Here is a 25,879-nt window from a genome sequence, read left to right on the forward strand (position 1 = left end):
TCGGTGCGCTGCACGGCCTGTTCAATCCATTCGACAGGCAAATGCTCTCCTAGCCGACGCCAGTCAGGCGCTTCGAGGTGGTTTGCAAGGAAATGGAGAGTGTCATCGAGCATCGACACGCAGGTTAACAGCTGGCCCGAACGTTTACAAGCCCAAAATAAAAATGCCGTCCAGTCTTAACTGAACGGCATTACCGCCTTTGCGGCGTTTTTTATTTCTGTAATTACTTCTAAATTTTATTACTTGGAATCAATGACTTGCATTCAAAATATTGCAATTAACATATCAAAAATCTTCTCTTATCTTTTTAATTAATAAGATTATGATGAATTCATGTAATGAACCGGTTCGGCCTGCGACTAAGCCACATGAAAACCATCATTACACAGCCCCCGGAGACAAATGTGAACCAAATCATGCCGCTCCGTTTGATCGTCCTCCCTCTTGTGCAGGCGGCCTAAATGTCATCCTCTACACTCAAGAAACCGGTGGTTCATCCGATCTGGCTACGCGTCACCCACTGGCTCAACGCGCTTGCCGTGATCATCATGATCCTGAGCGGCTGGCGTATCTACAACGCATCGCCGATTTTCCCGTTTCGCATTCCCAGCGAGTGGACCTTAGGCGGTTGGCTGGGCGGCGCTTTGCAATGGCATTTTGCGGCGATGTGGCTACTGTTCTTTAACGGCCTGGTTTATCTGCTGCTCAATACTGCCAGCGGCCGCCTGTGGAGAAAATTCTTCCCGCTACGCCCGACCGAGGTTATCCAGGATCTGTTCAAAGCACTGCGCGGCAAGCTGCAGCACGATACGCTCGACCACTACAACGCGGTGCAAAAACTGGCGTACGTCTCGGTCATCCTGGATTTGATACTGCTGGTGGTCTCGGGCCTGGCGATCTGGAAATCCGTGCAGTTCCCTCTCTTGCGCGAACTGATGGGCGGCTTCGACAACGCCAGGATCGTACATTTCTGCGCGATGAGCTTCCTGGTCGCGTTCATTGTGGTGCACATCGTCATGGTGGCACTGGTTCCACGCACACTGCTAGCCATGCTGCGCGGCCGCTGAGGAGATGATCATGTTCAAGAAAACCCTCAACTCGACGCTAGACACCGAATCGATACTGAAAGACGCTCGCAGCGAACTGGCTCTGCCTTCGCGCCGCCTGTTTGCAAAGCGGGCACTTACCCTGGGCGGCCTGTCGCTGCTGACCGGTTGCAATATCACCGACGAACCCTCCGTCAATCGCATGCTGGAGCGCATCTCGCGCATGAACGATGACGTGCAAGGATGGCTGTTCGATCCGAAACGCCTGGCGCCTACTTACACCCAGGCTGAAATGACCCGCCCCTTCCCGTTCAACGCGTTTTACAGCATTGAAGAAGTGCCGGAAATCGACGGCAGCGATTATCAACTGGAAGTGACTGGTCTGGTAACCAACAAACGGCCCTGGACGCTAGAGCAATTGCACAAGATGCCACAGAACGAGCAGATAACGCGCCATATCTGCGTCGAAGGCTGGAGCGCCATCGGCCGTTGGGGCGGTATCCCGTTCTCTTATTTTCTGCAACAGATCGGCGCCGACCTGAGCGCCAAATATGTCGATTTTCAATGCGGGGATGACTATCACACCAGCATCGACATGCCGACTGCCTTGCATCCGCAAACCCAGTTGACGTTGACTTACGACGGCGAGATTCTGCCGCCGAAATACGGCTTCCCGATGAAGTTGCGGATGCCGACCAAGCTAGGCTACAAAAATCCGAAACACATCACGTCTATCGAAGTAACAAACAAGTACCCCGGCGGTTACTGGGAAGACCAAGGGTACAACTGGTTCGGCGGCTCTTAGATGCTGGCCCTGCAACCGTATTTATTGATTTTTTTGGCGCTTTTGCCACTTTTACCTGGAGATTCAAAATGAAAAAAAGCCTCACAACTCTGTTAGTTACCTGCCTGATGATGGCTGCCGGCGGCGTTTATGCCCAAGATGCAATGAAGAAGGACGACATGTCGAAGGATGCAATGACCAAACCTGCCATGGACAAAGATGCGATGGGCAAGGACGCCATGGGACATGATGAAATGGCGAAGAAGAAACCGCACAAAAAAATGCATATGAAAAAAGATGCGATGAGTAAAGATGGCATGGCCAAAGATGAAATGAAGAAAGATGACATGGGAAAAGATGAAATGAAGAAATAATTATCGTTTTCCCAATGCGACGAATAATGCCCACGGGCATTATTCGTCTTTTTTATGCAAGAAAATTGCCTGTCGAAGTCAAGATATAGGCCTTCAGACACATGCGTTTCGTCGTCCTGTCACATATTTGTTGTATGCTATTGCTTCCAAAACAATGTGAAACCAAGGCTAACGCCATATGCCAGAGCACCCTAGTAGCGTCAAATCATTTGACGCTAAACCCCACCGGTCATTATTTGAACGCCTGACCGCACTGATTTCTCCCGAACCTGAAAATCGCGCCGAACTGCTCGATGTGCTGCAAGATGCACATGATCGCAACCTGATCGACGCCGACGCACTGTCGATGATCGAAGGCGTATTCCAGGTCTCCGATCTTTCCGCCCGCGACATCATGATCCCGCGTTCGCAAATGGACATGATCGACGTCACCAAGCCGATAGAAGACTGGATGCCGGAAGTCCTGTCGACTGCTCACTCGCGCTTCCCTGCCGTCGATGGCGAGCGCGACAAGGTGATCGGCATCCTGCTGGCAAAAGACTTGCTGCGCTACTACGCCGAAGATTCTTTCGATGTGCGCGACATGCTGCGGCCGGCAGTTTTTATCCCTGAATCGAAACGCCTCAATGTCTTGCTGCGTGATTTCCGCGCCAATCGCAATCATATGGCGATCGTGGTCGATGAGTACGGCGGCGTCGCCGGCCTGATCACGATTGAAGACGTGCTGGAACAGATCGTCGGCGATATCGAAGACGAATACGATTTCGATGAAGAAGAAGACAATATCCTCGCCATCCGCGATGGTGACCACGGCAGCCGCTGGCGGGTCAAGGCGCTGACCGAGATCGAACAATTCAACGAGACGCTGGAAACGGCGCTGGTCGATGAAGACGTCGATACCATTGGCGGCCTGGTCGCCAATCATCTGGGACGGGTACCGCGTAAAGGCGACGAGTTCACGATCGACAATGTGCGCTTTGAAGTGCTGCGTGCCGATGCCCGCCAGGTACATGTCCTGCTGGTCGAGAAATTGTCGGGACCGGCCCAGGAAGAAGCCTGAAAAAGGAGCTGGCCGTAACAGCGTGGCAGCACGCTGGTACGACCTGCCCGCCTAAGAGCAAGAAAGAGCAAAATCGCCGCTGCCTATGAGTTTTCGCCCCACCTCGTTTTTTAAACTTCCGCTGCCGTTGGCTGCCTTATTGGCGGCCTTGACCGGTGCCATCAATGTATTCGCCTTCGCGCCGTTCGGGCTGTGGCCGATTCAACTGCTGACGCTGGCGCTGTTCGTGTTCTGCCTGCTCCGCGCTCCTGCTATCAAATACGGCGCACTGCTGGGCTGGGCCTATGGCTTCGGCTGGATGGCGCATGGCGTCTACTGGATTTATATTTCGCTGCACGACTTTGGCGGCCTGCCGGCTTGGCTGGCGATGTTGGCAGTGGCATTGCTGGCGGCTGTCCTGGGGCTGTACACAGCCATGTGCGCCGCCGCCGCGCTCTGGTTACGGCAACGTTGGACGAGTTCACCGCCGCTGTTTGCTCTGGCAATCTTCCCAGCCCTGTGGGCGCTGACGGAATGGGTGCGCGGCTGGTTGTTCACCGGCTTCCCCTGGCTGATTTCGGGTTATGCCCACACTGGCAGCCCGTTGGCAGGTTTTGCGCCGTTGATCGGCGTGTACGGCATAGGCTGCATTTCGGCATTGATCGCCGGCTGCCTGGCTTTGCTGCCGCGCTATAAGCTGCCGGCTGCGGCGGCCCTGCTGATACTGGTCGCCGGCCTCGGTTTGCACCAGATTAACTGGACTGCGCCACACGGCAAACCGATCACAGTGCGTCTGCTGCAAGGCAATGTGCCGCAGGAAGAAAAATTCAATACCGCGCAGATTGTGAATTCCCTGCGGCTGTATATCGATATGATCCGCGCCGCGCCGGCAGACCTGATTGCCACGCCGGAGACCGCGATACCGATCCTGCAAACCGAACTGCCACCGGATTATTTGCCTGCCTTATCAGATTTCTCGCAGCAAACCGGCAGCCATATCGCGCTGGGAATTCCCTATATCGACGGCCCTTACCGCTACTCGAACAGCGTGATCGGTATCGCGCCCCAGGCCAAGGATCCCGCCGCCCATTACTTTCGTTACGATAAACAGCACCTGGTCCCGTTCGGCGAATTCGTGCCGTTCGGCTTCCGCTGGTTTGTCGACATGATGAACATCCCGCTTGGCGATTTCAACCGCGGCGCTGCGGTGCAAGTACCATTCGCGGTGAAAGACCAATGGGTGTTGCCCAACATCTGCTACGAAGATTTGTTTGGCGAAGAAATTGCCGGCCAGCTGGCCGCCACCCGCGCCGCCGGCGAGCCGACCGCCACGCTGCTGCTGAACATGTCGAATATCGCCTGGTTCGGAAACACAATTTCACTACCACAACATTTGCAGATCTCGCAAATGCGCAGCCTGGAAACCGGCCGCCCGATGCTCCGCGCGACCAACACCGGCGCTACCGCCCTGATTGATCCGCACGGCGTTGTCAGCGTTCAGCTGGCTCCATATGAGCGCGCGACGCTGGCGACATCCGTGCAAGGCTATAGCGGCACCACGCCGTATATACTGCTGGGCAATCGCCTGCTGGTGATCCTGGCCTTGCTGATGCTTGCGGGCAGCTGGTACTGTGGCCGCCGCAAAGCTCGCGAGCAGCCCTAAATCAGTCAAAACCCGCTAAAATCGCTGGTCTTAGCGCTCGTCATCACCTGCTTCAGTGGGCCGCTGTACTTGATCCGCCATACTTAATCGATTAACCGGCATTTAGCCGTATGGAAAAGCAACAAAACGATGCTTACATTTCAACAAATAATTCTTAAATTACAAGATTACTGGGACGCTCAGGGCTGTGCCCTGCTACAACCCTACGACATGGAAGTCGGCGCCGGCACATCGCACACCGCGACCTTCCTGCGCGCAATCGGCCCCGAACCCTGGCGCGCCGCCTACGTGCAACCGTCGCGTCGCCCCAAAGACGGGCGCTATGGCGAAAACCCTAATCGCTTGCAGCACTACTATCAATACCAGGTTGTCCTCAAGCCTGCGCCGGAAAACATCCTGGATCTCTACCTTGGTTCGCTGGCCGCGCTCGGCCTCGACCTCAAGCGCAACGATGTGCGCTTCGTCGAAGACGACTGGGAAAACCCGACCCTGGGCGCCTGGGGCCTGGGCTGGGAGGTCTGGCTGAACGGCATGGAAGTGACGCAGTTCACGTATTTCCAGCAAGTTGGCGGCATCGATTGCAAGCCGGTGCTGGGTGAGATCACTTACGGTATCGAACGGCTGGCGATGTACCTGCAGGGCGTAGAAAATGTCTATGACCTGGTTTGGACAGAACGGGTTGAGAACGGCGTCACCAAAAAGCTCAGTTATGGCGATGTGTTCCATCAAAACGAAGTCGAGCAATCAACCTACAATTTTGAACACGCCAACACCGAATTCCTGTTCCCGCTGTTCGGCAACTATGAAGCTGAAGCCAAGCGCCTGCTGGAAGTGCCTCTGGCGCTGCCGGCTTATGAAATGGTATTGAAAGCTGCGCACACCTTCAATCTGCTGGATGCTCGCGGAGCGATCTCGGTCACCGAACGCGCCGCCTATATGGGCCGGATCCGTAACCTGTCACGTGCGGTGGCGCAGGCATATTACGATTCACGGGCCAAGCTGGGCTTCCCGATGTGGGAGATCACCAAGGAAAATGGCGATCTGTTGTTGCAAGAATTTGGAGATGAATACATGGCGGCAGTAGCGCAGCGCGCAGGGGAAAAGGCATGAAGGACACACTCATGAGCCGCACCCTGCTGATCGAAATTTTTACTGAAGAACTGCCACCGAAAGCCCTGGCAAAACTTGGCGATGCCTTTGCCACCGGTATTTTCAATGGTCTGAAATCACGCGATTTCCTGGATGATGGCGCCGTCGCCACCGCGTTCGCTACGCCGCGCCGCCTGGCAGTTTCCATCAGCAATGTGCGTGCCGTTTCGCTCGATAAAACCATGCGCGAAAAGGTGCTGCCGGTGTCGGTAGCGCTGGATGCGGATGGCCGGGCAACTGCGCCGCTGGTGAAGAAACTGGCCGCCATGGCTGCGCAATGCGGCAAGGTGATGATCACCCCGACCGAACTGGAACGTGCCCCCGATGGCAAGGCTGAGAGCTTTTTCTTCAGCTACACCGCCAAAGGCGTGGCGTTGCCGGTCGGTTTGCAAGTGGTGCTGGAAGATACTGTAGCCAAGCTGCCGATCCCGAAAGTGATGAGCTACCAGTTGCAACATGGCCATGCTGCCGGCCACACCGTACGCTTTGTGCGGCCTGCGCATAGCCTGGTGGCGCTGCACGGCGACCAGGTGTTGCCACTGACCTTGCTCGGACTGGATGCCGGTCGCCAGACCGAAGGTCATCGCTTCCTGTCGCAAGGCCGCTTCACGCTGGCCGACGCCGACTGCTATGCCATTACGCTGGCAGAGCAAGGCAAAGTCATCGCCAGCTTCAGTGAGCGCAAGGAAAAGATTCGCGCTGCCCTGTTGGCAAGCGCTGCGGATGATCAGGTACTGATGCCGGAAGCGCTGCTGGATGAAGTCACGGCGCTGGTCGAATGGCCGGTAGTGTATGCCTGCAAATTCGAAGATGAATTCCTCAGCGTTCCTCAGGAATGCCTGATTCTGACGATGCAAACCAATCAGAAATATTTTGCCTTGACCGATAGCGCCGGCAAATTGCGTTCGCGGTTCCTGATTGTTTCGAATTTGCAGACCAACGAGCCGCATTACATCATCGAAGGCAATGAGCGCGTGGTCCGGCCGCGCCTGTCCGACGCCAAGTTCTTCTTCGAGCAAGACCAGAAAAAGAAACTGGCCGACCGTGTGCCTTTGCTGGCCAATGTGGTCTATCACAACAAGCTCGGCAATCAGCTGCAACGCACGGACCGGGTCAAAGCCCTGGCGGCGGCGATCGCCACGCTGTTAGACGGCGACTCTGCACTGGCTGAACGTGCAGCGCTGCTGGCCAAGGCCGACCTGCTGACCGACATGGTGGGCGAATTCCCTGAGCTGCAAGGCATCATGGGCAACTACTACGCACGCCATGACGGCGAAGCGGAACACGTCGCACTGGCAATCTCGGAACACTATCAACCGCGCTTTGCCGGCGACGCCTTGCCGACCACCGATACCAGCGTAGCGGTCGCCCTGGCAGACAAACTGGAAACGCTGATCGGTATCTGGGGCATCGGCCTGCAGCCAACCGGCGACAAAGATCCGTTTGCCTTGCGCCGCCATGCGCTAGGCATCTTGCGCATGCTGCTGGAAAAACGCCTGCCGATATCGCTGGCGCAATTACTGAGCAGTGCAGCGCAACAGTTCGCCGGCAACGCCAACTTCAAGGATCCAGGCAGCGACGTGCTGCCGTTCCTGTACGAACGCTTGCGCGGCCTGCTGCGCGAACGTGGTTATTCACCGAACGAAATTGAAGCGGTGGTAGCGCAGCAGCCCGACCGACTCGACAACATCATCGAGCGCCTGGACGCGGTGCAAGCGTTTGCCGCCTTGCCGGAAGCAGAAGCGCTGGCTGCGGCGAACAAACGTATTACCAACATCCTGAAAAAGACCGAAAGCGTTGGCAACACGGTACAGCAGGATTTGCTGCGCGACAGCGCCGAACAACAGTTGTTCGCGGCGATGAATACGTTGAAACCAGAGGTTGACGCTGCCTTCGCAAAGGGCGATTTCAGCACTGCGTTGAAAGCATTGGCACGGCTACGGGAAAACGTCGACGGCTTCTTCAACGACGTGATGGTGATGGCGGAAGACGAGCAGTTGCGTAACAACCGTCTGGCGCTGCTGGCGAACCTGCATGTGATGCTGAACCAGGTCGCCGACATTTCCAAGTTGGCTGCTTAAAGTGACATCCACGACGCCATCCCCACGTTCACGGGGATGGCGGAAATTTTAGAGTTGCCCACCAGCCTATATGAAACTGATCATCCTAGACCGCGACGGCGTCATCAATCACGACTCCGACGCCTTCATCAAGTCGCCAGACGAATGGGTGCCGATCAAGGGTTCTCTTGAGGCCATAGCACGCCTGAACCAGGCCGGTTACCGGGTAGTCGTGGCGACCAACCAGTCGGGCATTGCGCGTGGCTTGTTCGACATGCAGGCGCTGATGGCGATTCATCAGAAAATGCATGAAGCCGCGCAACTGGTCGGCGCCGAAATCGATGCAATCTTTTTTTGCCCGCATGCGGCCGACGACAACTGCGATTGCCGCAAGCCCAAACCGGGCATGTTCCAGGACATCGGCAAGCGCTTTGAAATCAGCCTGCGGGGCGGCGTGGTGACGGTAGGCGACTCGCTGCGTGACTTGCAGGCAGGTTTTATCGCCGGTTGCGCGCCTTATCTGGTGCTCACCGGCAAAGGCGAAAAAACCCGCGACAAGGGTGGCCTGCCACCCGGCACATTGATTTTTCCGGACCTGGCGGCGGTGGTTGAATTCCTGCTGAAGAAACCGGTGGAGCTGTCAGTTTGATTGACGGGCGCTCCGCCTTGTAAAAATAAAAAGATAGCTTGTTTAGAAAAATTCCTGGAGTTTGCATGTTGCGTTTTTCCTTGTTTTTGCGTTCCCTGTTGTTCTTCCTGCTGATGACCGTCTTGACGGTAGTCTGGTCCTTCGCCTGCATCTTGTTTGCACCCTTCCCTTACGCTCGGCGCTATTACCTGACGGCGCGCTGGAATGTCATGGTGGTCTGGATGGCCAAGGTGATTTGCGGCATTCGCTATGAGGTCAAGGGTTTTGAAAATTTTCCTGATGCGCCAGCGGTTGTGCTGAGCAAACACCAGTCGGCCTGGGAAACAATTTTCTTGCTGCAGATGACGCCGCGTCCGTTGGTGTTCGTGTTCAAGAAATCGCTGACCTACATCCCGTTCTTCGGCTGGGGCATCGCCCTGCTGCGCATGATTCCGATTGACCGCAGCAAAGGCCGCGACGCCTTCGCGCAAGTCGTGATTCAAGGACGCAAGCGCCTGGCTGACGGCCAATGGATCATCATGTTCCCGGAAGGTACGCGGATTCCAGTCGGCCAAACCGGCAAATACAAAGCCGGCGGCACACGCCTGGCGGTAGAAACCAATACACCGGTAGTGCCGATCGCGCACAACGCAGGTGAATGCTGGCCGAAGAATTCCTTCATCAAGAAACCCGGGCTGATCACCGTCTCCATCGGCAAGCCGATTTATCCGGAAGGCATGGATAGCAACGAGCTGATGGCTAAAGTCGAAAATTGGATAGAATCTGAAATGCGCGTGATTTCACCGCATGTTTATTCCAAGAAACAATAATTCCCTAATCTGGTCGCCATTGAAACTATTGCATCAAAAGCCAGTAAAGCCGCGTCTGGGACCACATAGCCGGCCCCAAGGCAAGCTAGTGCAGCAGCAAGCGCTGCAGCTGGATCTGTTTGCCGACGATTTGACCACCAGTAGTGCTACCAATACTCCGCCTGTCCAAGCGCCGCCGGCGGGGCCGCAATCAAGAGCGAAGCCTCCGGCCCTGCCGCCGAGCGAATCGACCGCGCTGGCGCCCGGCAAACGCCGCCTGCACTTCGACGAACACGTACTCGATTACACCCTGCTGCGCTCCAAACGGCGCTCCATCGGCTTTCTGATCAGCGACGACGGCTTGCGCGTGACCGCACCAAAGTGGGTCACACTGGGCGATATCGAAACTGCCATCCGCGAAAAGAAACGTTGGATTTTTACCAAGCTGAGCGAATACCGCGATCGTTCGACCCGCCGCATGCAGCCGCAAATGGCATGGCGCGACGGCGAAACACTGCCCTACCTGGGCCGCAACATCACGCTGCGCATTCACGCTACCCAAAGGGCGGGAATTCATTTTGACGAAGCCAGCGAAGAATTGATCGTCTGCCTGCCGGCCGACGCCGGCGAGCAGCAGCTGAAAGATCGGGTATTGGGCTGGCTGCAGCTGGAAGCCAAGCGGGTGTTCGCTGAACGGCTACCGGTCTATGCGGAAAAGCTCGGCGTCACGTATCAGTCGTTTGCACTGTCGTCGGCGACTACCCAATGGGGTTCTTGCACTTCGGAAGGCAAGATTCGACTGAACTGGCGGCTGATGCATTTTGCATTGCCGCTGATCGATTATGTGATTGCGCACGAGTTGTCGCATTTGCGCGAGATGAACCACAGCCCGCGTTTCTGGGCCACGGTGCAATCGATTTTCCCCGAATTCGAAACAGCCAGGAAAACCCTGCGCGACAGTGCCCAGGAAACCCTGCCAGTATTCTAGTAAGGTGGGCACGCATTGTGCCCATGCGTCGTCAAGACAACCCAACCATCGAGATAAACCATGCGAATCCTCCACACCATGCTGCGCGTCGGCAATCTGCAACGTTCCATCGATTTTTACACCAAAGTGCTCGGCATGAAACTGCTGCGCACCAATGACAATCCTGAATACAAATACACTCTGGCTTTTGTCGGCTATGGCAGCAATCCCGATCATGCTGAACTCGAATTGACTTATAACTACGGCGTCGACAGCTACGATCAGGGTACGGCGTTCGGCCACCTCGCAGTCGCCGTTGAAGATGCTTACAAAGCCTGTGAGGCGGTCAAGGCGCAGGGCGGCAACGTGACGCGGGAAGCGGGGCCGGTAAAGGGTGGCAGCACGGTGATAGCCTTTGTGCAGGACCCCGATGGCTACAAGGTGGAATTGATAGAACGCAAAGCGGGACATGGCGCCGACGCCGCTTTATAGGTTGCTACGGCGGGCGCCGGCTCTACTTGGCAACCCGCCTGGTCAAACCATCATGGCAAACGATTTGCCAGCGCCACAAACAGTTCCATGGAGACGGTTTCAGGCCGCGCTTGCGGATCGACGCCGGCATCGATCAACTCATTCTCCGTAAACATGCCGGCCAGGCAGTTGCGGATTACCTTGCGTCTTTGCGTGAACGCTTTCAGGACTACCTGCTCCAGTTTTTTCTGGTCGCAAGCCAGGGGCTGAGCAATCGGGATCATCCGCACGATGGCCGATTCAACTCTAGGCGGCGGATCGAACGCAGTTGGCGGCACGATAAACATCAACTGCATGGTGTAACGCCATTGCAGCATGACGGACAGGCGGCCAAACGCTTTGCTGCCGGGAGTGGCGACCATACGCTCCACCACTTCCTTTTGCAGCATGAAGTGCTGGTCTTGCACCTGCGGCGCGATCTCTGCCAGGTGAAACAGCAAGGGACTTGAGATGTTGTAAGGCAGATTCCCGACCACACGCAATTTGCGATCGCCGGCCAGAGGAATACTGCTGAAATCGAACTTCAAGGCGTCGGCGGAATGCACGTGCAAACGGGCTGGATCGAAATTCTTTTGCAGCCGCGCCACCAGATCGCGATCGAGTTCGACTACGTGCAATTGTTGCAACGACTCCAGCAGCAGACGCGTCATGGCGGCCAGGCCGGGGCCGATTTCGACCATGTTGTCGTCGGCTTGCGGATCTATCGCAGCGATGATGTTGTACAACACGGTGTCGTCCGTCAGGAAATTCTGGCCGAAGCGCTTGCGGGGGATGTGGTTCTTCATTTTTTTCTTTATGTGCGGGACGGACAAGCTAAAACAATTGCGGGAGATTCGGCCATCGGTACAACGGCGCGGCGGGGCAGCGACCGCTTATGCTGCCACCAATTTGCTCTGCCGCACCATTTGCGCCGCGACGTTCAACGCCGCCAGCATGCTGCCGTGATCGGCCCGGCCCAAACCGGCTGCGGCGAGATCCAGTGCAGTGCCGTGATCCACTGAAGTGCGGATAAACGGCAAACCCAGCGTGATGTTGATGCCGTGTCCAAAACTGGCATATTTCAATACCGGCAAACCCTGGTCATGGTACATCGCCAATACGCAGTCGGCGTCAGCCAGATATTTTTGCTGGAACAGGGTATCGGCCGGATAAGGGCCGCTAACGTCAATGCCGAGCGCTTTGGCCGCTTGCAGGGCCGGGCTGATGATATCGATTTCTTCTCGCCCCAGGTAACCACCTTCGCCTGCGTGTGGATTTAATCCCGTCACCAGGATACGCGGCTGCGCCAGGCCGAATTTCTTCTGCAAATCAGCATGCAGGATGGCGATGGTCCGGCTGAGGCTGTCAAAGGTCAGTGCTGCCGCAACATCTTTCAACGCCAGATGCGTGGTCGCCAGCGCTACCCGCAACGGTGGCGTGGTCCGGTCCGTAGCCAACATCATGACGACCTGCGCAGTTGCGCTTTTTTCGGCAAGATATTCGGTATGGCCGGTAAACGGCACGCCGGCATCATTGATCGTGCTTTTTTGCAGAGGCGCCGTGACCATGCCGTCGAAAATACCTTGCTGCGCACCGTTGATGGCGATATCCAGCGTACGCAATACGGCGCGGCCGTTACGCGCATCCAGATGGCCCGGTTGCACATGCGCATCGAGCTGACAATCGATCACTGCAATCTGATCATGCGAAAAATTCGGCAAGCCGTCGTTGCGCAAGGCTTGCTGCGACAATGCCACGAGGCGGATTTGCGGATCGATCTCAGCCGCGATCATCGCCAGGAAAGCGGCATCGCCAATCAGCACGCTATTGATTTCAGCGCGCAGCTGCCAGGCCGCCTTGATCGCGACTTCAGGACCGATGCCGGCCGGCTCGCCACAAGTGACGGCCAATACCGGCCGCGGCCGCGTTGGCGATTTCAGCGGCGCTATAGCTGACTGCGCAACGGATTGCGCAGCGGATTGATCAGACATGTACTACTCTCGATGCAGGCTTGGATACTGACTTAAATACTGGCTTACCCCCCGTAATCAACGGTCGTCGCCACGGTATTCCACATAAGTCCGGTCGCGCAACTGGCGCAACCACTCGTTAGTAGCTTCTTCCGTTTTACGCTCACGAATCGCCAGCCGCGCTGTCAGGCGCTGACGTTCCTTGGACACATCGTTGGCCTTGCGCTCCACCACCTGGATCAGATGGTAACCAAACGGCGATTCGATCGGATCGCTGATCTGTCCCGGCTTCAACGCATCCATCGCGCGTTCGAATTCAGGCACTGTATCGCCAGGGTAAACCCAGCCCAGGTCGCCGCCCTTGGAGGCCGACAAATCGTTCGAATACAACTTGGCCAAATCTTCAAACGTGGCGGCCTTGTTATCTATGCGCTCCTTCAGGTCAACCAGGCGGCGGCGGGCGTCAGCCGCAGTCACGGTCGGCGTCACCTTGATCAGGATATGGCGCACATGGGTTTGCTGGACCGGCGCTGCCGCGGTGTCGCCCGTGGCGGCCGGTGCAGCACGCTTGCTCACCAGTTTGATGATATGAAAACCATTGGCGCTTTTCACAATGCTCGATACCTGTCCCACGTCCAGATTCGCGACGGCTTCTACAAACAGCGCCGGTATGCGATCTTGCGCGCGCCAGCCCATGTCGCCGCCGGTCAAGGCATCGCTGGCATCAGAATATGCAGCTGCGATGGCGGCGAAATTGCCTCCGGACTTGATTTGCTGCATGGCTTCTTCAGCACGTTTGGCACGCTGTGCAATCTGCTCGGCCGAAGCATTTTCCGGCACCCGGATCAGGATCTGGGCTAAGTCCAGTTCCTGCGCGGTTTGCTTGTTGCTTTTGTCAGCGGCGATGTAATTGTCAACTTCCGATTCCGAAATCTGGATCTTGTTGTCGACTTCGTGTTCACGCAGACGTTGCAATAACATTTCTTGTCGAATTTCCTCGCGGAAAGACGCGTAAGGGATTTTTTCCAGCGCCAACTGCTTTTGGAAATCCGGCATCGACATCTTGTTCTGCTCGGCAATCCTGCTGATTGCGCGATCCAGCATGACGTCGTCTACCGACAAACCGTTTTCTTTCGCCAACTGCACTTCCGCGCGCTCCAGAATCATGCGTTCCAGCAACTGCTTTTGCAGATCAGCGGCAGGCGGCAACTGAATTTTTTGCGCCTGCATACGTTGCACAACGTCGTTCATGCGCTTGTTCAATTCCTGCTGGGTGATCACGTCGGTGTTCACCACCGCGATAATGGCATCAACTGTCTGCGGCGCTGCTTTGGCTACTGCCGGCTTGGCAGCCGAAACAGTAGCCGGGGCAGTAGCTGGAGCAGCGGGTGCAACAGCCGGTGGCGCCGATTGGTTCGACGCGGCTTGAGCCCACGCGCTGCCGGCAGTAGCTGACAACAACGAGAATGCGATTGCAGCGAGTTGGGTTTGATTGGTTTTACGCATAATTGGAAAAACGTTCATAAGTAAAAATGACGGATTCAACGGCTAATGAAAGAGTCGGGTTGATTAACATTCTGATAACCTGGAACACCGCTACGCAGGGCTTGCATCGGATTCGACCCGATGCTTGATAAACCATTCAACTCAAGTTGCACGAATATACCTGTAGTCGAGCGGGTTGACGATGTCGGCGTACGTTGTCCCACCACACGGAAGACCCAGCAATCGGCTTTGTATTCCAGTCCAAGCAGGCTTTGTCCGACTGTTTTCTCTTGCAAAGAGTAGCTGACGCGGCCGACGCCATACCAGCGGCGGCTGATTGGCCATTGGGCGGATACGTCAAACTGCTTCAGGTATTTGCTGTCCAGCAGCAGCGGATCGACGTTGTTATGATCCAGCTGATAAGAGAAGTTGATGACTTTTTTCGGACCTGGCTGCCATTTGATGCTGGAGTTGGCGCGCACCCATTGATTATTGCTCTGGCTATACTGGATTGTATTGTCGACACCCAGTGCCTGCGTTATCTGTCCGCCCGCCGCCAACAGCAAATCCGAACGGCTGCTGGTGATGGTATCGGTAGTGCCTCCGAGCGACACGCGCGGCTCGGTAAAGTAAAAACGCTGGCCGATACCCAGGCGCAAACGTTCCACGCCGGATTCCTCGATAAAACGCGAAGTCACTGCCACCGTCAGTTGATTGGCGTCACCGATACGGTCATGGCCGCTGTAACGGTTTTCAGTGAAAATCTGGGCGAAATTGAAATCTGCGACACCACTGTCGAACAGCGGAAACTGACTCTGATCACGATAAGGCGTACGTACGTAGAACAGGCGCGGCTCCAGTGTCTGCGTCATCTGATTGCCGAAAAACTTTGCGTCGCGCTCGAAAATCAAGCCGGTATCGAACGAGAAAGTCGGCAATACCCGGTTATAGCTGTTACCCAGTGGTGTTGCACCCGTCGGAATTGCATTCGGCGTGTCAAACTTGTTCGGCTGGATGTTATAGGCAGTCGCATCCAGCTGGATTTTCGGCGTGATGAAATAACCTGGACGAATAATCGGATAAGAAAGCTGCGGGTTGATGTAGATGCGGTCGCCACCCAATGGCAACAAGGTGCTGCTGGTACTCGGAAAATCATACTGGCTGTTTCTGAAACGTGTGTATTGCGCATTCACGCTCCAGTCAAAACCATAAATATCCTGCTTACCTGCGTTCACGGTAACTTGGGGCAGACGGTCATACGGACGGCTCAGCGTTGGATTTCCGTTGGCGTCGAAATCCTGCAATACCTGGTAGCGCGAAGCCAGCGCTGCCACGCTCCAGAACGAGCCGGAATAATTCAAATCGAATTCCCGATTCAATATCCGCGTTGAACTTTGGGTAATCGAACGCGAAAAATCGTCCGGATAACTGTTGTCCGAAGCAAAATTGACGTTCCAGCCCATGCTCAAACCAGGCGCCAGCGTCTGCGTATGAATCGATTGCACGGCGTAGCGATTGCTCTTGGTAAGTTTGTCGTCCGGCAAAAACTCGACCTTGGTTTGCCCGCTGTAGCCATCCCCGATATAACGGGCGTCAGCCCCCATTTGCAAACCGCGCTGGGTAATGATGTTGGGGTACAGCGTCAAATCGCGATTAGGGGCGATATTGAAATAATAGGGAAGATTGAACTCAAAACCGCCGTTGTTGGTGCTGCCGAGTATCGGCGGCAACACACCGGACTGGCGCTCGTTCGACAAGGGAAAGGACATCACCGGCGAACCGAGGATAGGCACGCTCTTGAAGTAAAGAATGCCGTTATGCGCCACGCCCTCACCCAGGCCGCTATCGACATCCAGCGTACTCGACTTGATATACCAGTCCGGCTTGGTGCCGGGACAGGTAGTGTAGGTGCCGGTGATGATTTTCGACTTGTCCTCATCGATAAAATCGATGCGTTCAGCGCTGCCGTGACCGTCATTGGCTTTAAACCAGTAAGTCGGGTTGGTCAGGAAACCTTGCCCGGAATCCATATTCAGCTTGAGATCATCGCCGGTGTATTTGTCGCCATAGCGATTCATCCGTACGCAACCGTGGGCTTCCGCCTCGTTCTCGACGATCCGGTAAGTCGCCTTGTTGGACTTGATCTCGGTTTGACCGCGTGTCATGTCGACATCGTTATCCAGGTTGATCACCCGGTCCGGCCGGCCGGTCATCTGCTCAGCCTCTACCGTGGTCGGCGCATCAGAATCGTTGACGCGCGGCGGCTTGACATTGTTTTGCGTGGTGGGAACGACTGGCGTGACCGGATCGATCGATTGCGCCCACACCCACATCGGCATGGATATCGCCGCGATAACCGAAGCTACCATGACGGTCATGCGCCGCAAGGCGGGCAATTGGGACGTGGAGCGACCTGACGTGGTCCGACCCGGATTTGACTGGGATTGCTTAGGTAGCGCTGAGGAGGACCGGGTCATGAAATGAATTTGGCAAACACCATAGCAGGCGATTTTTTGAAATTAATCCCTTATTATATGGGAACTCACTACCGACAACCGTATTACTGGAATGCTTAATGTCTTTATCACAGTCTCCCCCCGCTGTACCCGATCTGCGCCAGACCCAAATTGTCGAATGGCTAACTACGCTTAGCGCCATACCCACACTGCCTGCAACGCTCCGCCCAGCCTCCGCCGACGCCAGTTTCCGGCGCTATTTCAGGCTCGATGCCGTGGATGGCAGAACCCTGATTGTGATGGACGCACCGCCGCCGCAAGAAGATGTCAAACCCTTCATTGAAATTGCCGGGCTGTTCGCCGGTATCGGCCTGTCGGTGCCAGAAATCCTGGCGCAAGACGTTGAACGCGGCTTTTTACTGCTGTCCGACCTGGGTTCTACAACTTACCTGCAGCAATTGAACGACGACAGCGCGCCGAAATTGTATATGGACGCCATCGATGCCCTGGTATTGCTGCAAACCAAGAGTCAGCCAGGCGTACTGCCTGAGTACGACCGTGCCTTTCTGTTGCGAGAATTGCAAATATTTCCGGAGTGGTATCTCGGCAAGCATCTGAAAGCAAGCCTGAGCGACCAGCAAACCAGCGATCTGAACAAGGTTTTCGACGCCATCCTCGCCAACAACCTGGCGCAGCCGCAGGTATTCATCCATCGTGATTATCATTCGCGCAACCTGATGGTGCTGCCAGACGGCAATCCTGGCGTGCTGGATTTCCAGGGTGCCCTGTTCGGCCCTATTACCTATGACATCGTGTCGCTGCTGCGCGATGTCTACATCCAGTGGGATGAAGCGCAGGTGCTCGACTGGGCGATCCGCTACTGGGAACGCGCCAAACGCGCCGGCCTGCCGGTCAATCCGGACATCGACATTTTCTATCGAGATTTCGAATACATGGGCTTGCAACGGCACCTGAAAATACTCGGCCTGTTCGCGCGTCTGTATCACCGCGACGGCAAGGAAGCCTATTTGAAAGACATCCCGCTGGTCATGGAGTACACCCGCAAGACGGCGCTGCGCTACCGTGAGCTGATCCCGCTGGTACGTTTGCTGGACAAGCTGGAAGATAAAGCGGTGCAGGTCGGCTATACGTTCTGATCCGTTCCAATTGCAAATCGAATAGAGTATCCATGAAAGCAATGATTTTTGCCGCCGGCCGCGGCGAGCGCATGCGTCCGCTGACCGACACCATTCCTAAACCTTTGCTGACGGTCCGCGGCCGGCCGCTGATCGTCTGGCACATTCTCAACCTGGTGCGTGCCGGCATCACCGACATCGTCATCAATCACGCTCACCTGGGGCAAATGATTGAAGATACGCTGGGCGATGGCAGAAAATTCGGCGCGACGATTACCTACTCGCCGGAAGCTGTGGCGCTGGAAACCGCAGGCGGCATCGCCAACGCCCGCCATCTGCTCGGCGAGGCGCCGTTCGTGGCGATTGCGGGCGACATCTACTGCCCGCATTTCGACTTCGAGCAAGTCAAGAATACGCTGGAAGACAACGACCTCTGGGGTCAGCCGTATGCGCTGGACAAGCGCGACAATGCCTGGCTGTTCCTGGTAAAAAATCCTGCCCACCACCCACAGGGCGATTTCGGGCTGCACAGTTTTTCGGTTAGCAATGAGGGGGAACCCGGCCATACCTATACGTTCTCCGGGATTGGTGTTTATCGGCCATCGATGTTTGATGGCGTCAGCGCCGGCCAATCGGAAAAACTGGTCACCTTGCTGCGCGAAAACGCGGCACGCGGCCAGATCGGCGGCGACGTGTATCGTGGTGAATGGACAGATGTCGGCACCATCGAACGTCTGAATCAATTGAACGCGCCGCTGTAGTTGCCAACACCTTCGACAACGCCCAGCCGCAGCATACCAACCTATTCCAGAAAGACGCCAGCATGACTCCTTACAGCACCCGTCGCAGCAAACTGATTGTGCAAATGCAGGCCATGGGCGGCGGCGTCGCCATCATCTCGACAGCGCCCGAGGCCGCGCGCAATGCCGATTCCGATTTTCCGTATCGCCACGACAGCAGCTTCTATTATCTTTCCGGCTTCACCGAGCCGGACGCCGTGATCGTCCTGATCGCCGGCAAAGATTCAAAGGCGATCCTGTTTTGCCGGGAAAAAAACCTGGAACGGGAAATCTGGGACGGCTATCGCTTCGGCCCTGACGCCGCCCGCGCACAACTCGGTTTCGACGCTGCGTTTGCGATCGACGCCATAGATACTGAAATGCCGAAATTGCTGGCCGATGCGCCGGCGATTTTTTACTCTATGGGCAAACAGGCTAATCGCGATAGTCAACTGCAAGGCTGGCTCAACAAGCTCAGTGGTCAGGCCCGCATCGGCGTCAGCGCACCGGCCACCATCCATAGCCTGGATCCGCTGCTGGCTGAAATGCGCCTGTTCAAAGATGCAGGTGAACACGCGATCATGCAACGCTCCGGGCAAATTGCCGCCGGTGCCCATTGCCGCGCAATGCGCATGGCGCGGCCCGGCTTGCGCGAATATCATCTGGAAGCCGAATTGCTGCATGAATTCCGCACCCAAGGCGCGGAGTCGCCGGCCTACACCTCTATCGTCGCCACCGGTGCCAACGCGTGCGTGCTGCACTACCGTGCCGGCAACACTGAACTGAAAGACGGCGACCTGGTGCTGATCGATGCCGGCTGTGAATTCGAAAGCTACGCCTCCGACATTACCCGCACATTTCCTGCCAACGGCGTATTCTCCGGCCCGCAAAAAACCTTGTATGAAATCGTATTGGCGGCGCAGCACGCGGCGATCGCGGCAACCCGCCCGGGACAGCGCTTCATCGATGGCCACAACGCGGCGCTACGGGTGCTGGCGCAAGGCATGCTGGATACCGGCCTGCTCGACAAAAACAAAGCCGGCACGCTCGACGACGTGATCGCCAATGGCGACTATCGCCAGTTCTACATGCACAGCACCGGTCACTGGATCGGTCTTGACGTGCATGACGTCGGCGCCTATCGCGAACCCGGCGAAGTCGCCCCGGAAGGCCAGCAAAAGCCGTGGCGCAAGCTGCAGCCCGGCATGGTCACCACGGTCGAGCCGGGCATCTATGTGCGTCCGGCCGAGGGTGTACCGGAACAATTCTGGAATATCGGCATCCGTATTGAAGACGATATCCTGGTTACTGCAGACGGCAACATCAACCTGACCAGCGACGTTCCTACCTCGGCAGCCGAGATCGAAGCATTGATGCGTAAATGAAGCAAGCACGCTCCAAGGAAGACGCCGTAGTACAGACACGAGTATCATGATGTCCATGACAAACGCACCTCCCACCATCGTCGTCTTCGACCTCGGCGGCGTACTATTCGACTGGAATCCGGACTACCTGTTCCGCAAGCTGATCACCGACGAAAGCGAGCGGAAATGGTTCCTCGCCAACATCTGCAACAGCGAGTGGAATCTCCAGCAAGATGCCGGCCGCCCGCTCAGCGAGGCAACCGCCATCCTCAGCGCCCGCCATCCGGCGCACGCCCATCTGATCCACGCTTACTATGCGCGCTGGACGGAAATGCTGGGCGGCACGCTGGCAGAAGGCATGGCGATTTTCGAGGCGCTGGAGACGGCCGGCGTGCCGCTGTACGCTTTGACCAACTGGTCGGGCGAAACATTTCCCTATGCTCGCGACAACTATCCGTTCCTGCACCGGTTCAAAGACGTGCTGGTTTCCGGCGATGAAAAACTGATCAAGCCGGATGCGCGCATTTACCAACGCATGCTGGAACGCATTCGCCAACACTATCCCGACGCGCAACCGGAACAACTGGTGTTCATCGACGATGTCCGCAGAAACGTCGATGCGGCGCACGCCCTCGGCTGGCGCGCCATTCATCATACCGACCCCGCCGCTACTGCAGCCCGGTTGCGTAGCTGGGGCTTGCCGGCATGAGCACCGTCATCCATCCGCAGCAACAGACCGAGGTTGATATCGCCATCTGCGGCGCCGGCCCGGTCGGCCTGAGCCTGGCTGCATTGCTGGTCAAACGCGGCGTCGCCGCTGCGCGGATTGCGCTGATTGACGCCAAGACGATTGAACTGGCACGACAAGATCCGCGCTCCCTTGCGCTCTCTTATGGCAGCCGCCAGATCCTGCAAGAGATCGGCGCCTGGCCGATTGCTGCCACCCCCATCCATCAGATCCATGTATCGCGCCGCGCACATTTCGGCCGCACCCTGATCCAGCGCGAAGAATTCCAGCTGCCGGCACTCGGCTATGTCACACGCTATGGCAACCTGATAACAGCTGTATCAGCCCTGCCGGCGCTGGCTGGCATCCACTTGCTGCGGCCGCTGCAAGTCAGCGCCAGCACCGAACAAGATGACCATGTGGAGTTGCAATTGTCCGATGGCAGTTCGCTGCGGAGCAAATTGCTGGTGCAAGCTGAAGGTGGTGTATTCGGCGCCCAGGATGACAAATCGCTGCAACGCGATTACCAGCAAATCGGCATCGTCGCCCATGTCCAGAGCAGCGCGCCGATTCCACACCGCGCATTTGAACGTTTCACCGATCAAGGACCGCTCGCGCTGCTGCCGCAGGACGACGGACACGGGAACAACTACGCCTTGGTATGGTGTGTGCGCCCTGATACTGCAAGCCAGCTTCTGGCGCTGGACGAAGCGGCATTCCTGGAGGCCTTGGCACAAGCCTTCGGCGGCCGGCTTGGGCGTTTTCTCAAAACGTCGAAACGCAACAGCTTTCCGCTGGGCTTGAATGCTCGCCCTGCAGCTACGCTTAGAACCGTGGCAATTGGCAACGCCGCGCAAACCCTGCATCCGGTTGCAGGCCAGGGATTGAACCTGGGCTTGCGCGATGCAGCGGTGCTGGCGCGTTTGCTGGCCGGCGACATCACCCCCGATACCCTGCAACGTTTTGCCGCCGCCAGGCAGGCAGACCGCAGCCTGACGATCCACCTGACCGACGTCATGGCGCGGATTTTTGCCAGCGCGCCCGATGGCGCCGTATCGCAAACCCTGCTGGGCTTATCGTTGGGACTGGTAGATGTTGTGAAACCAGCCAGGCGCTTGCTAGCCCGACAAATGATGTTCGGACGGCGCTAAACTTCGCCTCATTCGCACGATGAGAGACTGTAGGGTGGACACCTGTGCCCACGTCGACTCCAACGTTCACTCAAATCTGATATCCAGATCTGCATCAGTCGTCCAATCTGCACTAACCAAACCTTGCTTAAGGTACCGGTGGAACGTGGAGTATAGCCAATCAACCACGTGCTTCACATACCCATGCCTGACTGGATTAACGTGGATGTAATCAACGTGGTTAGAGAAATCCTCCTCGTCCCGAATTTGATGTTCCCAAAAACGCCTCTGCCAGATAGTCGACTCCCGATGTGACAGCTTTGACGCATTCAACCAGTCAGATCGATGATAGGCATGGCGACAAGTTTTCGACACCGCTCGTTTAATCAAACGCCATCGCGTCGAAAAATCGGCATCCCCTTCAGGTAAGGTCCAGATGCAATGCAAATGATCCGGTAGCAGTACCCATGCATCGATCGTAAATGGGCGCTGCGCCCGCACCATTTCAACACTTTGGCGCAAAGCATTACGGAATGTGTCATCACACAAAATCGGCTGCCTGCGATAGCTTACTACTGTAAAGAAAAACGTACTTCCTGCTGACAATGATCGGCGGTAACGTGACATGTTTCATAACCATTTGCGGGTGATTCAGCGTGGGCAGAAAATCCTGCCCACCCTACGCGATGCTTAAAGAATGTCGGGTGGGCACGCATGCCCACGCGTAATTCCACGATAACCACATTGTTCGAAAGGACGTAGGGTGTGGGCACGAGTGCCCACGCGTAATTCCACGATAGCTCGACTGTACGTCAACCCCATCTGAAGTAATCTCGGGATTCTTCATTTTAAGAAATTCATTATAAAAAAGCCGCGCCAACTTTCGCTGGCGCGGCTTTTTTCGGAGCGATCAACGCTTATTCAATCGCCTTCGCCATATCTTCAATCACCTTCTTGGCATCGCCGAACACCATCATGGTTTTATCCATGTAGAACAACTCGTTGTCCAATCCTGCATAGCCGGATGCCATCGAACGCTTGTTGACGATGACGGTCTTGGCTTTGTAGGCTTCCAGGATCGGCATGCCGGCAATCGACGACTTCGGATCCTTGGCAGCCGGATTGACGACGTCGTTGGCGCCCAGCACCAGCACCACATCGGCCTGGGCGAATTCGCTGTTGATGTCTTCCATCTCGAACACCTGGTCGTACGGCACCTCGGCCTCCGCCAGCAACACGTTCATGTGCCCAGGCATGCGTCCTGCCACCGGATGAATCGCGAACTTGACGGTGACGCCCTTGTGCGACAGCTTTTCAGCCAACTCCATCAATGCATGCTGCGCACGCGCCACCGCCAGGCCGTAGCCGGGAACGATGATGACGGTTTCAGCATTCCCCAGCAGGAACGAGGCATCGTCAGCGGAACCGGACTTCACCGGACGCTGGGCTTGCGCACCAGCCGTTGTCGCCGCAGCGGCGTCGCCGCCAAAGCCGCCCAGGATCACGTTGAAGAACGACCGATTCATCGCCTTGCACATGATATAGGACAGGATCGCACCGCTGGAACCCACCAGCGAACCGGCGATGATCAGCATCGAGTTATTCAGCGAAAAGCCGATACCCGCTGCAGCCCAGCCGGAGTAGCTATTCAGCATCGACACCACCACCGGCATATCAGCACCACCAATCGGGATAATGATCAACACACCCAGCGCAAACGCGATGATGGTCATCAGGATGAAGGGCAGCCAGGACTGGGTCAGCACAAAGATGATTCCCAGCCCCAGCATCGCCACGGCCAGCACCAGGTTGAAGAAATGCTGGCCACGGAAACTCACCGGCGCGCCCTGGAACAGGCGGAACTTGTATTTGCCCGACAGCTTGCCGAACGCAATCACCGAACCGGAGAAGGTAATCGCACCGACGAAGGTGCCGATGAACAGTTCGATACGGTTACCGGTCGGCAGCAACTCGCCATGTGCGGCAATACCGAAAGCCCATGGCTCCGACACCGCTGCAACTGCGATACATACCGCCGCCAGACCGATCAGCGAGTGCATCGCCGCGACCAGTTCCGGCATCTTGGTCATCTCTACCCGCTTGGCCAGGAAGGCGCCGATACCGCCGCCCACAACCACGCCGCCCGCCACCAGCCAGAAACCGAGGCCGGCTCCTTGCGATTCCGCTTTCAGCTTGACGATCAAGGCAATCGTAGTGACAACCGCAATCGCCATGCCGGCCATGCCGAAGGCATTACCGCGCCGCGCCGAAGACGGATGCGACAAACCCTTGAGCGCCTGGATAAAACAAACCGAGGCGATCAGGTACAACAAGGTCACCAGATTCATGCTCATTGGTGCGCTCCCTCTTTAGCTGCAGGCTTGGCCTTGGGCTCTTTTTTCTTGAACATTTCCAGCATGCGCTGGGTCACCAGAAAGCCGCCGAATACATTGACAGCCGCCAGCGCCACCGCCAGCGTGCCGGCAACCTGGCCGACGATACCTTCGGTCAGGCCGGCCGCCAGCATGGCGCCGATAATGATAATGGCCGAAATGGCATTGGTGACCGCCATCAGCGGTGTATGCAAGGCAGGTGTAACAGTCCAGACCACGTGGTAGCCGACGTAGATCGCCAGTACGAAAATGATCAGGTTGGTGATGGTGTGCGTGACTTCCATGATTTCCCCTTGATAAAAGGTAGCAGGACAGCGCTGTTGAGACGCGCCGCTAGCCTTAGATTTTCTTCAGGCCGGTGATACGGTTGTTGTCATCGACAAACACCACTTTCGGCACATAGCTGCTTGCCTCTTCATTCGAAAGCGGGGCATAAGTACAGATGATCAGCAAGTCGCCCAGATGCGCGCAACGTGCAGCGGCGCCGTTCAGCGAAATCTCGCCGCTGCCGCGTTTGCCGCGGATCGCGTAGGTCGAAAAGCGCTTGCCGTTGTTGACGTTGTACAGTTCGATCTTCTCGAACTCGCGAATGTCGGCCGCTTCCAGCAGGTCTTCATCAATCCCGCAAGAGCCCTCATAGTGCAGGTCGGCTTGGGTAACGGTTGCGCGATGAATTTTTGCGCGCAGCATGATGCGTTGCATATCTTGATTCTCCAGTTTACGAAGCGTCCGGCCCAGCTGCGGCCGGATGCCCCTTTACAGCTATTAATGAAATCGGTATTTATGTCTGGCTTATGTGGTGCGGCTTATTTGCGTAACTTACTTGCGCAACACTTCGCCGCCGCTGCACAACAAGGTGCCTGCAACGATATCGTCCTCGCGGTTAATCACCAGGCCGCCTTCGGCATTGATGATCAGCTTCAGGAAATCGAGCACGTTGCGCGAATACAACGCCGAAGCGTCTGCCGCCACCAGCGCAGCCAGGTTGCCTTCGCCGATGATATGGACGCCGTGCTTGACGACCGTTTTGCCGCTTTCCGACAAAGGACAGTTGCCGCCCTGGTCGACCGCCATGTCGAGAATCACCGAACCCGGCTTCATCGCCTTGACGGTGTCTTCACTGATCAGCACAGGTGCTTTGCGGCCGGGAATCAGGGCCGTGGTGATAATGATATCGGCTTGCTTGGCGCGCTCATGCACCAACTCGGCCTGACGTCGCATCCAGTCGGCCGGCATTTGCCGCGCATAACCGCCAACACCTTGGGCGATTTCCCGTTCTTCATCCGTAATGAAAGGCACATCCAGGAATTTCGCGCCCAGCGATTCGATCTGTTCCTTCACCGCAGGCCGCACATCAGAGGCCTCGATGACTGCGCCAAGACGCTTGGCAGTGGCGATCGCTTGCAAACC

23 protein-coding genes and 1 pseudogene are annotated in these 25,879 nt (G+C 56.5%); 16 read left to right on the top strand and 8 right to left on the bottom strand.

Translation table 11 applies throughout. The features are described from left to right. The first annotated feature begins 461 nt into the window (after positions 1-461). The 11 genes from BM029_RS23100 to gloA all read left to right on the top strand — a co-directional run bounded on the left by BM029_RS23100 (position 462) and on the right by gloA (position 11,011). Positions 462-1,067: a cytochrome b/b6 domain-containing protein gene (locus BM029_RS23100; protein WP_092440096.1), complete on the top strand. Its 606-nt coding sequence runs from the start codon at positions 462-464 to the stop codon at positions 1,065-1,067. Positions 1,068-1,077: 10 nt separating this feature from the next. Beyond that, complete coding sequence (locus BM029_RS23105) at positions 1,078-1,851, top strand: molybdopterin-dependent oxidoreductase (RefSeq protein ID WP_092440098.1); 774 nt, start codon at positions 1,078-1,080, stop codon at positions 1,849-1,851. 68 nt (positions 1,852-1,919) lie between these two features. After that, positions 1,920-2,204 carry a pentapeptide MXKDX repeat protein gene (locus BM029_RS23110; RefSeq protein ID WP_092440100.1) on the top strand — a complete coding sequence of 95 codons (285 nt, stop codon included), beginning with the start codon at positions 1,920-1,922 and terminating at the stop codon, positions 2,202-2,204. Positions 2,205-2,382: 178 nt separating this feature from the next. Further along, entirely contained in the window at positions 2,383-3,264 is an 882-nt protein-coding gene (locus tag BM029_RS23115) for an HlyC/CorC family transporter (RefSeq protein WP_092440102.1), read from the top strand. Positions 3,265-3,349: 85 nt separating this feature from the next. Then, complete coding sequence (gene lnt, locus BM029_RS23120; protein WP_092440104.1) at positions 3,350-4,906, top strand: apolipoprotein N-acyltransferase; 1,557 nt, start codon at positions 3,350-3,352, stop codon at positions 4,904-4,906. Between the two features lie 129 nt (positions 4,907-5,035). Next, positions 5,036-6,016 (top strand): glycine--tRNA ligase subunit alpha, encoded by a 981-nt coding sequence (gene glyQ, locus BM029_RS23125; RefSeq protein ID WP_092440106.1) that lies wholly within the window; start codon positions 5,036-5,038, stop codon positions 6,014-6,016. An 11-nt stretch (positions 6,017-6,027) separates the two neighbouring features. Beyond that, positions 6,028-8,136, top strand: coding sequence for a glycine--tRNA ligase subunit beta (gene glyS, locus BM029_RS23130; protein WP_092440132.1), 2,109 nt, complete (start codon positions 6,028-6,030; stop codon positions 8,134-8,136). Positions 8,137-8,206: 70 nt separating this feature from the next. Further along, positions 8,207-8,764, top strand: coding sequence for a D-glycero-beta-D-manno-heptose 1,7-bisphosphate 7-phosphatase (gmhB, locus tag BM029_RS23135; protein ID WP_092440108.1), 558 nt, complete (start codon positions 8,207-8,209; stop codon positions 8,762-8,764). A 65-nt stretch (positions 8,765-8,829) separates the two neighbouring features. Then, a complete protein-coding gene (locus tag BM029_RS23140; protein ID WP_092440110.1) occupies positions 8,830-9,573 on the top strand; it encodes a lysophospholipid acyltransferase family protein in 744 nt (247 codons plus the stop codon). Beyond that, positions 9,551-10,540 (top strand): M48 family metallopeptidase, encoded by a 990-nt coding sequence (locus tag BM029_RS23145; protein ID WP_170851198.1) that lies wholly within the window; start codon positions 9,551-9,553, stop codon positions 10,538-10,540. Before BM029_RS23140 ends, BM029_RS23145 begins: the two co-directional genes overlap by 23 nt. A gap of 60 nt (positions 10,541-10,600) precedes the next feature. Then, on the top strand, positions 10,601-11,011 hold the full coding sequence (gene gloA / locus BM029_RS23150) for a lactoylglutathione lyase (protein ID WP_092353637.1): 411 nt from the start codon (positions 10,601-10,603) through the stop codon (positions 11,009-11,011). Positions 11,012-11,061: 50 nt separating this feature from the next. Here the strand turns inward: gloA and rsmA are convergent, their stop codons facing one another. The 4 genes from rsmA to BM029_RS23170 form a co-directional block, all read right to left on the bottom strand. Further along, positions 11,062-11,835: a 16S rRNA (adenine(1518)-N(6)/adenine(1519)-N(6))-dimethyltransferase RsmA gene (gene rsmA / locus BM029_RS23155; protein WP_092416085.1), complete on the bottom strand. Its 774-nt coding sequence runs from the start codon at positions 11,833-11,835 to the stop codon at positions 11,062-11,064. 87 nt (positions 11,836-11,922) lie between these two features. Further along, positions 11,923-13,020, bottom strand: a complete 1,098-nt coding sequence (pdxA, locus tag BM029_RS23160; RefSeq protein ID WP_244545187.1) for a 4-hydroxythreonine-4-phosphate dehydrogenase PdxA — start codon at positions 13,018-13,020, stop codon at positions 11,923-11,925. A 57-nt stretch (positions 13,021-13,077) separates the two neighbouring features. Next, on the bottom strand, positions 13,078-14,505 hold the full coding sequence (locus BM029_RS23165; protein WP_244545188.1) for a peptidylprolyl isomerase: 1,428 nt from the start codon (positions 14,503-14,505) through the stop codon (positions 13,078-13,080). A 35-nt stretch (positions 14,506-14,540) separates the two neighbouring features. Next, entirely contained in the window at positions 14,541-16,862 is a 2,322-nt protein-coding gene (locus BM029_RS23170) for an LPS-assembly protein LptD (protein WP_244545189.1), read from the bottom strand. A 197-nt stretch (positions 16,863-17,059) separates the two neighbouring features. Here BM029_RS23170 and BM029_RS23175 point away from each other — a divergent pair, with 197 nt between their 5' ends. From BM029_RS23175 to BM029_RS23195, 5 genes are all read left to right on the top strand, one after another. Next, a complete protein-coding gene (locus BM029_RS23175) occupies positions 17,060-18,097 on the top strand; it encodes an aminoglycoside phosphotransferase family protein (RefSeq protein ID WP_092440118.1) in 1,038 nt (345 codons plus the stop codon). 32 nt (positions 18,098-18,129) lie between these two features. Beyond that, the gene (murU, locus tag BM029_RS23180; RefSeq protein ID WP_092440120.1) at positions 18,130-18,837 is read left to right on the top strand and encodes an N-acetylmuramate alpha-1-phosphate uridylyltransferase MurU; all 708 of its coding nucleotides are present in this window, start codon (positions 18,130-18,132) and stop codon (positions 18,835-18,837) included. Between the two features lie 62 nt (positions 18,838-18,899). Then, complete coding sequence (locus tag BM029_RS23185; RefSeq protein WP_092440122.1) at positions 18,900-20,240, top strand: aminopeptidase P N-terminal domain-containing protein; 1,341 nt, start codon at positions 18,900-18,902, stop codon at positions 20,238-20,240. 55 nt (positions 20,241-20,295) lie between these two features. Then, positions 20,296-20,928, top strand: coding sequence for an HAD family hydrolase (locus BM029_RS23190; RefSeq protein ID WP_092440136.1), 633 nt, complete (start codon positions 20,296-20,298; stop codon positions 20,926-20,928). After that, entirely contained in the window at positions 20,925-22,097 is a 1,173-nt protein-coding gene (locus tag BM029_RS23195) for a UbiH/UbiF/VisC/COQ6 family ubiquinone biosynthesis hydroxylase (RefSeq protein ID WP_092440124.1), read from the top strand. The genes BM029_RS23190 and BM029_RS23195 overlap by 4 nt, the downstream gene beginning before the upstream one ends. A gap of 896 nt (positions 22,098-22,993) precedes the next feature. Here the strand turns inward: BM029_RS23195 and BM029_RS23205 are convergent. From BM029_RS23205 to BM029_RS23220, 4 genes and pseudogenes are all read right to left on the bottom strand, one after another. After that, positions 22,994-24,430, bottom strand: a complete 1,437-nt coding sequence (locus tag BM029_RS23205) for an NAD(P)(+) transhydrogenase (Re/Si-specific) subunit beta (protein ID WP_092440128.1) — start codon at positions 24,428-24,430, stop codon at positions 22,994-22,996. Then, entirely contained in the window at positions 24,427-24,753 is a 327-nt protein-coding gene (locus BM029_RS23210; RefSeq protein ID WP_092416095.1) for an NAD(P) transhydrogenase subunit alpha part 2, read from the bottom strand. Before BM029_RS23210 ends, BM029_RS23205 begins: the two co-directional genes overlap by 4 nt. Positions 24,754-24,808: 55 nt before the next feature. Then, positions 24,809-25,171 (bottom strand): aspartate 1-decarboxylase, encoded by a 363-nt coding sequence (panD, locus tag BM029_RS23215; RefSeq protein WP_092440130.1) that lies wholly within the window; start codon positions 25,169-25,171, stop codon positions 24,809-24,811. Between the two features lie 117 nt (positions 25,172-25,288). Beyond that, a pseudogene (locus tag BM029_RS23220) lies at positions 25,289-25,879 on the bottom strand (NAD(P)(+) transhydrogenase (Re/Si-specific) subunit alpha); the annotation flags it as partial.

It is taken from the genome of Collimonas sp. OK607 (assembly GCF_900111995.1).
Taxonomy (GTDB): domain Bacteria; phylum Pseudomonadota; class Gammaproteobacteria; order Burkholderiales; family Burkholderiaceae_D; genus Collimonas.

Bases quoted from the DNA above. Each gene is read 5' to 3' on its own strand.
- BM029_RS23100 (WP_092440096.1), top strand. From the start codon at position 462: ATGTCATCCTCTACACTCAAGAAACCGGTGGTTCATCCGATCTGGCTA.
- BM029_RS23105 (WP_092440098.1), top strand. From the start codon at position 1,078: ATGTTCAAGAAAACCCTCAACTCGACGCTAGACACCGAATCGATACTG.
- BM029_RS23110 (WP_092440100.1), top strand. From the start codon at position 1,920: ATGAAAAAAAGCCTCACAACTCTGTTAGTTACCTGCCTGATGATGGCT.
- BM029_RS23115 (WP_092440102.1), top strand. From the start codon at position 2,383: ATGCCAGAGCACCCTAGTAGCGTCAAATCATTTGACGCTAAACCCCAC.
- lnt (WP_092440104.1), top strand. From the start codon at position 3,350: ATGAGTTTTCGCCCCACCTCGTTTTTTAAACTTCCGCTGCCGTTGGCT.
- glyQ (WP_092440106.1), top strand. From the start codon at position 5,036: ATGCTTACATTTCAACAAATAATTCTTAAATTACAAGATTACTGGGAC.
- glyS (WP_092440132.1), top strand. From the start codon at position 6,028: ATGAGCCGCACCCTGCTGATCGAAATTTTTACTGAAGAACTGCCACCG.
- gmhB (WP_092440108.1), top strand. From the start codon at position 8,207: ATGAAACTGATCATCCTAGACCGCGACGGCGTCATCAATCACGACTCC.
- BM029_RS23140 (WP_092440110.1), top strand. From the start codon at position 8,830: ATGTTGCGTTTTTCCTTGTTTTTGCGTTCCCTGTTGTTCTTCCTGCTG.
- BM029_RS23145 (WP_170851198.1), top strand. From the start codon at position 9,551: ATGTTTATTCCAAGAAACAATAATTCCCTAATCTGGTCGCCATTGAAA.
- gloA (WP_092353637.1), top strand. From the start codon at position 10,601: ATGCGAATCCTCCACACCATGCTGCGCGTCGGCAATCTGCAACGTTCC.
- rsmA (WP_092416085.1), bottom strand. From the start codon at position 11,835: ATGAAGAACCACATCCCCCGCAAGCGCTTCGGCCAGAATTTCCTGACG.
- pdxA (WP_244545187.1), bottom strand. From the start codon at position 13,020: ATGTCTGATCAATCCGCTGCGCAATCCGTTGCGCAGTCAGCTATAGCG.
- BM029_RS23165 (WP_244545188.1), bottom strand. From the start codon at position 14,505: ATGCGTAAAACCAATCAAACCCAACTCGCTGCAATCGCATTCTCGTTG.
- BM029_RS23170 (WP_244545189.1), bottom strand. From the start codon at position 16,862: ATGACCGTCATGGTAGCTTCGGTTATCGCGGCGATATCCATGCCGATG.
- BM029_RS23175 (WP_092440118.1), top strand. From the start codon at position 17,060: ATGTCTTTATCACAGTCTCCCCCCGCTGTACCCGATCTGCGCCAGACC.
- murU (WP_092440120.1), top strand. From the start codon at position 18,130: ATGAAAGCAATGATTTTTGCCGCCGGCCGCGGCGAGCGCATGCGTCCG.
- BM029_RS23185 (WP_092440122.1), top strand. From the start codon at position 18,900: ATGACTCCTTACAGCACCCGTCGCAGCAAACTGATTGTGCAAATGCAG.
- BM029_RS23190 (WP_092440136.1), top strand. From the start codon at position 20,296: ATGACAAACGCACCTCCCACCATCGTCGTCTTCGACCTCGGCGGCGTA.
- BM029_RS23195 (WP_092440124.1), top strand. From the start codon at position 20,925: ATGAGCACCGTCATCCATCCGCAGCAACAGACCGAGGTTGATATCGCC.
- BM029_RS23205 (WP_092440128.1), bottom strand. From the start codon at position 24,430: ATGAGCATGAATCTGGTGACCTTGTTGTACCTGATCGCCTCGGTTTGT.
- BM029_RS23210 (WP_092416095.1), bottom strand. From the start codon at position 24,753: ATGGAAGTCACGCACACCATCACCAACCTGATCATTTTCGTACTGGCG.
- panD (WP_092440130.1), bottom strand. From the start codon at position 25,171: ATGCAACGCATCATGCTGCGCGCAAAAATTCATCGCGCAACCGTTACC.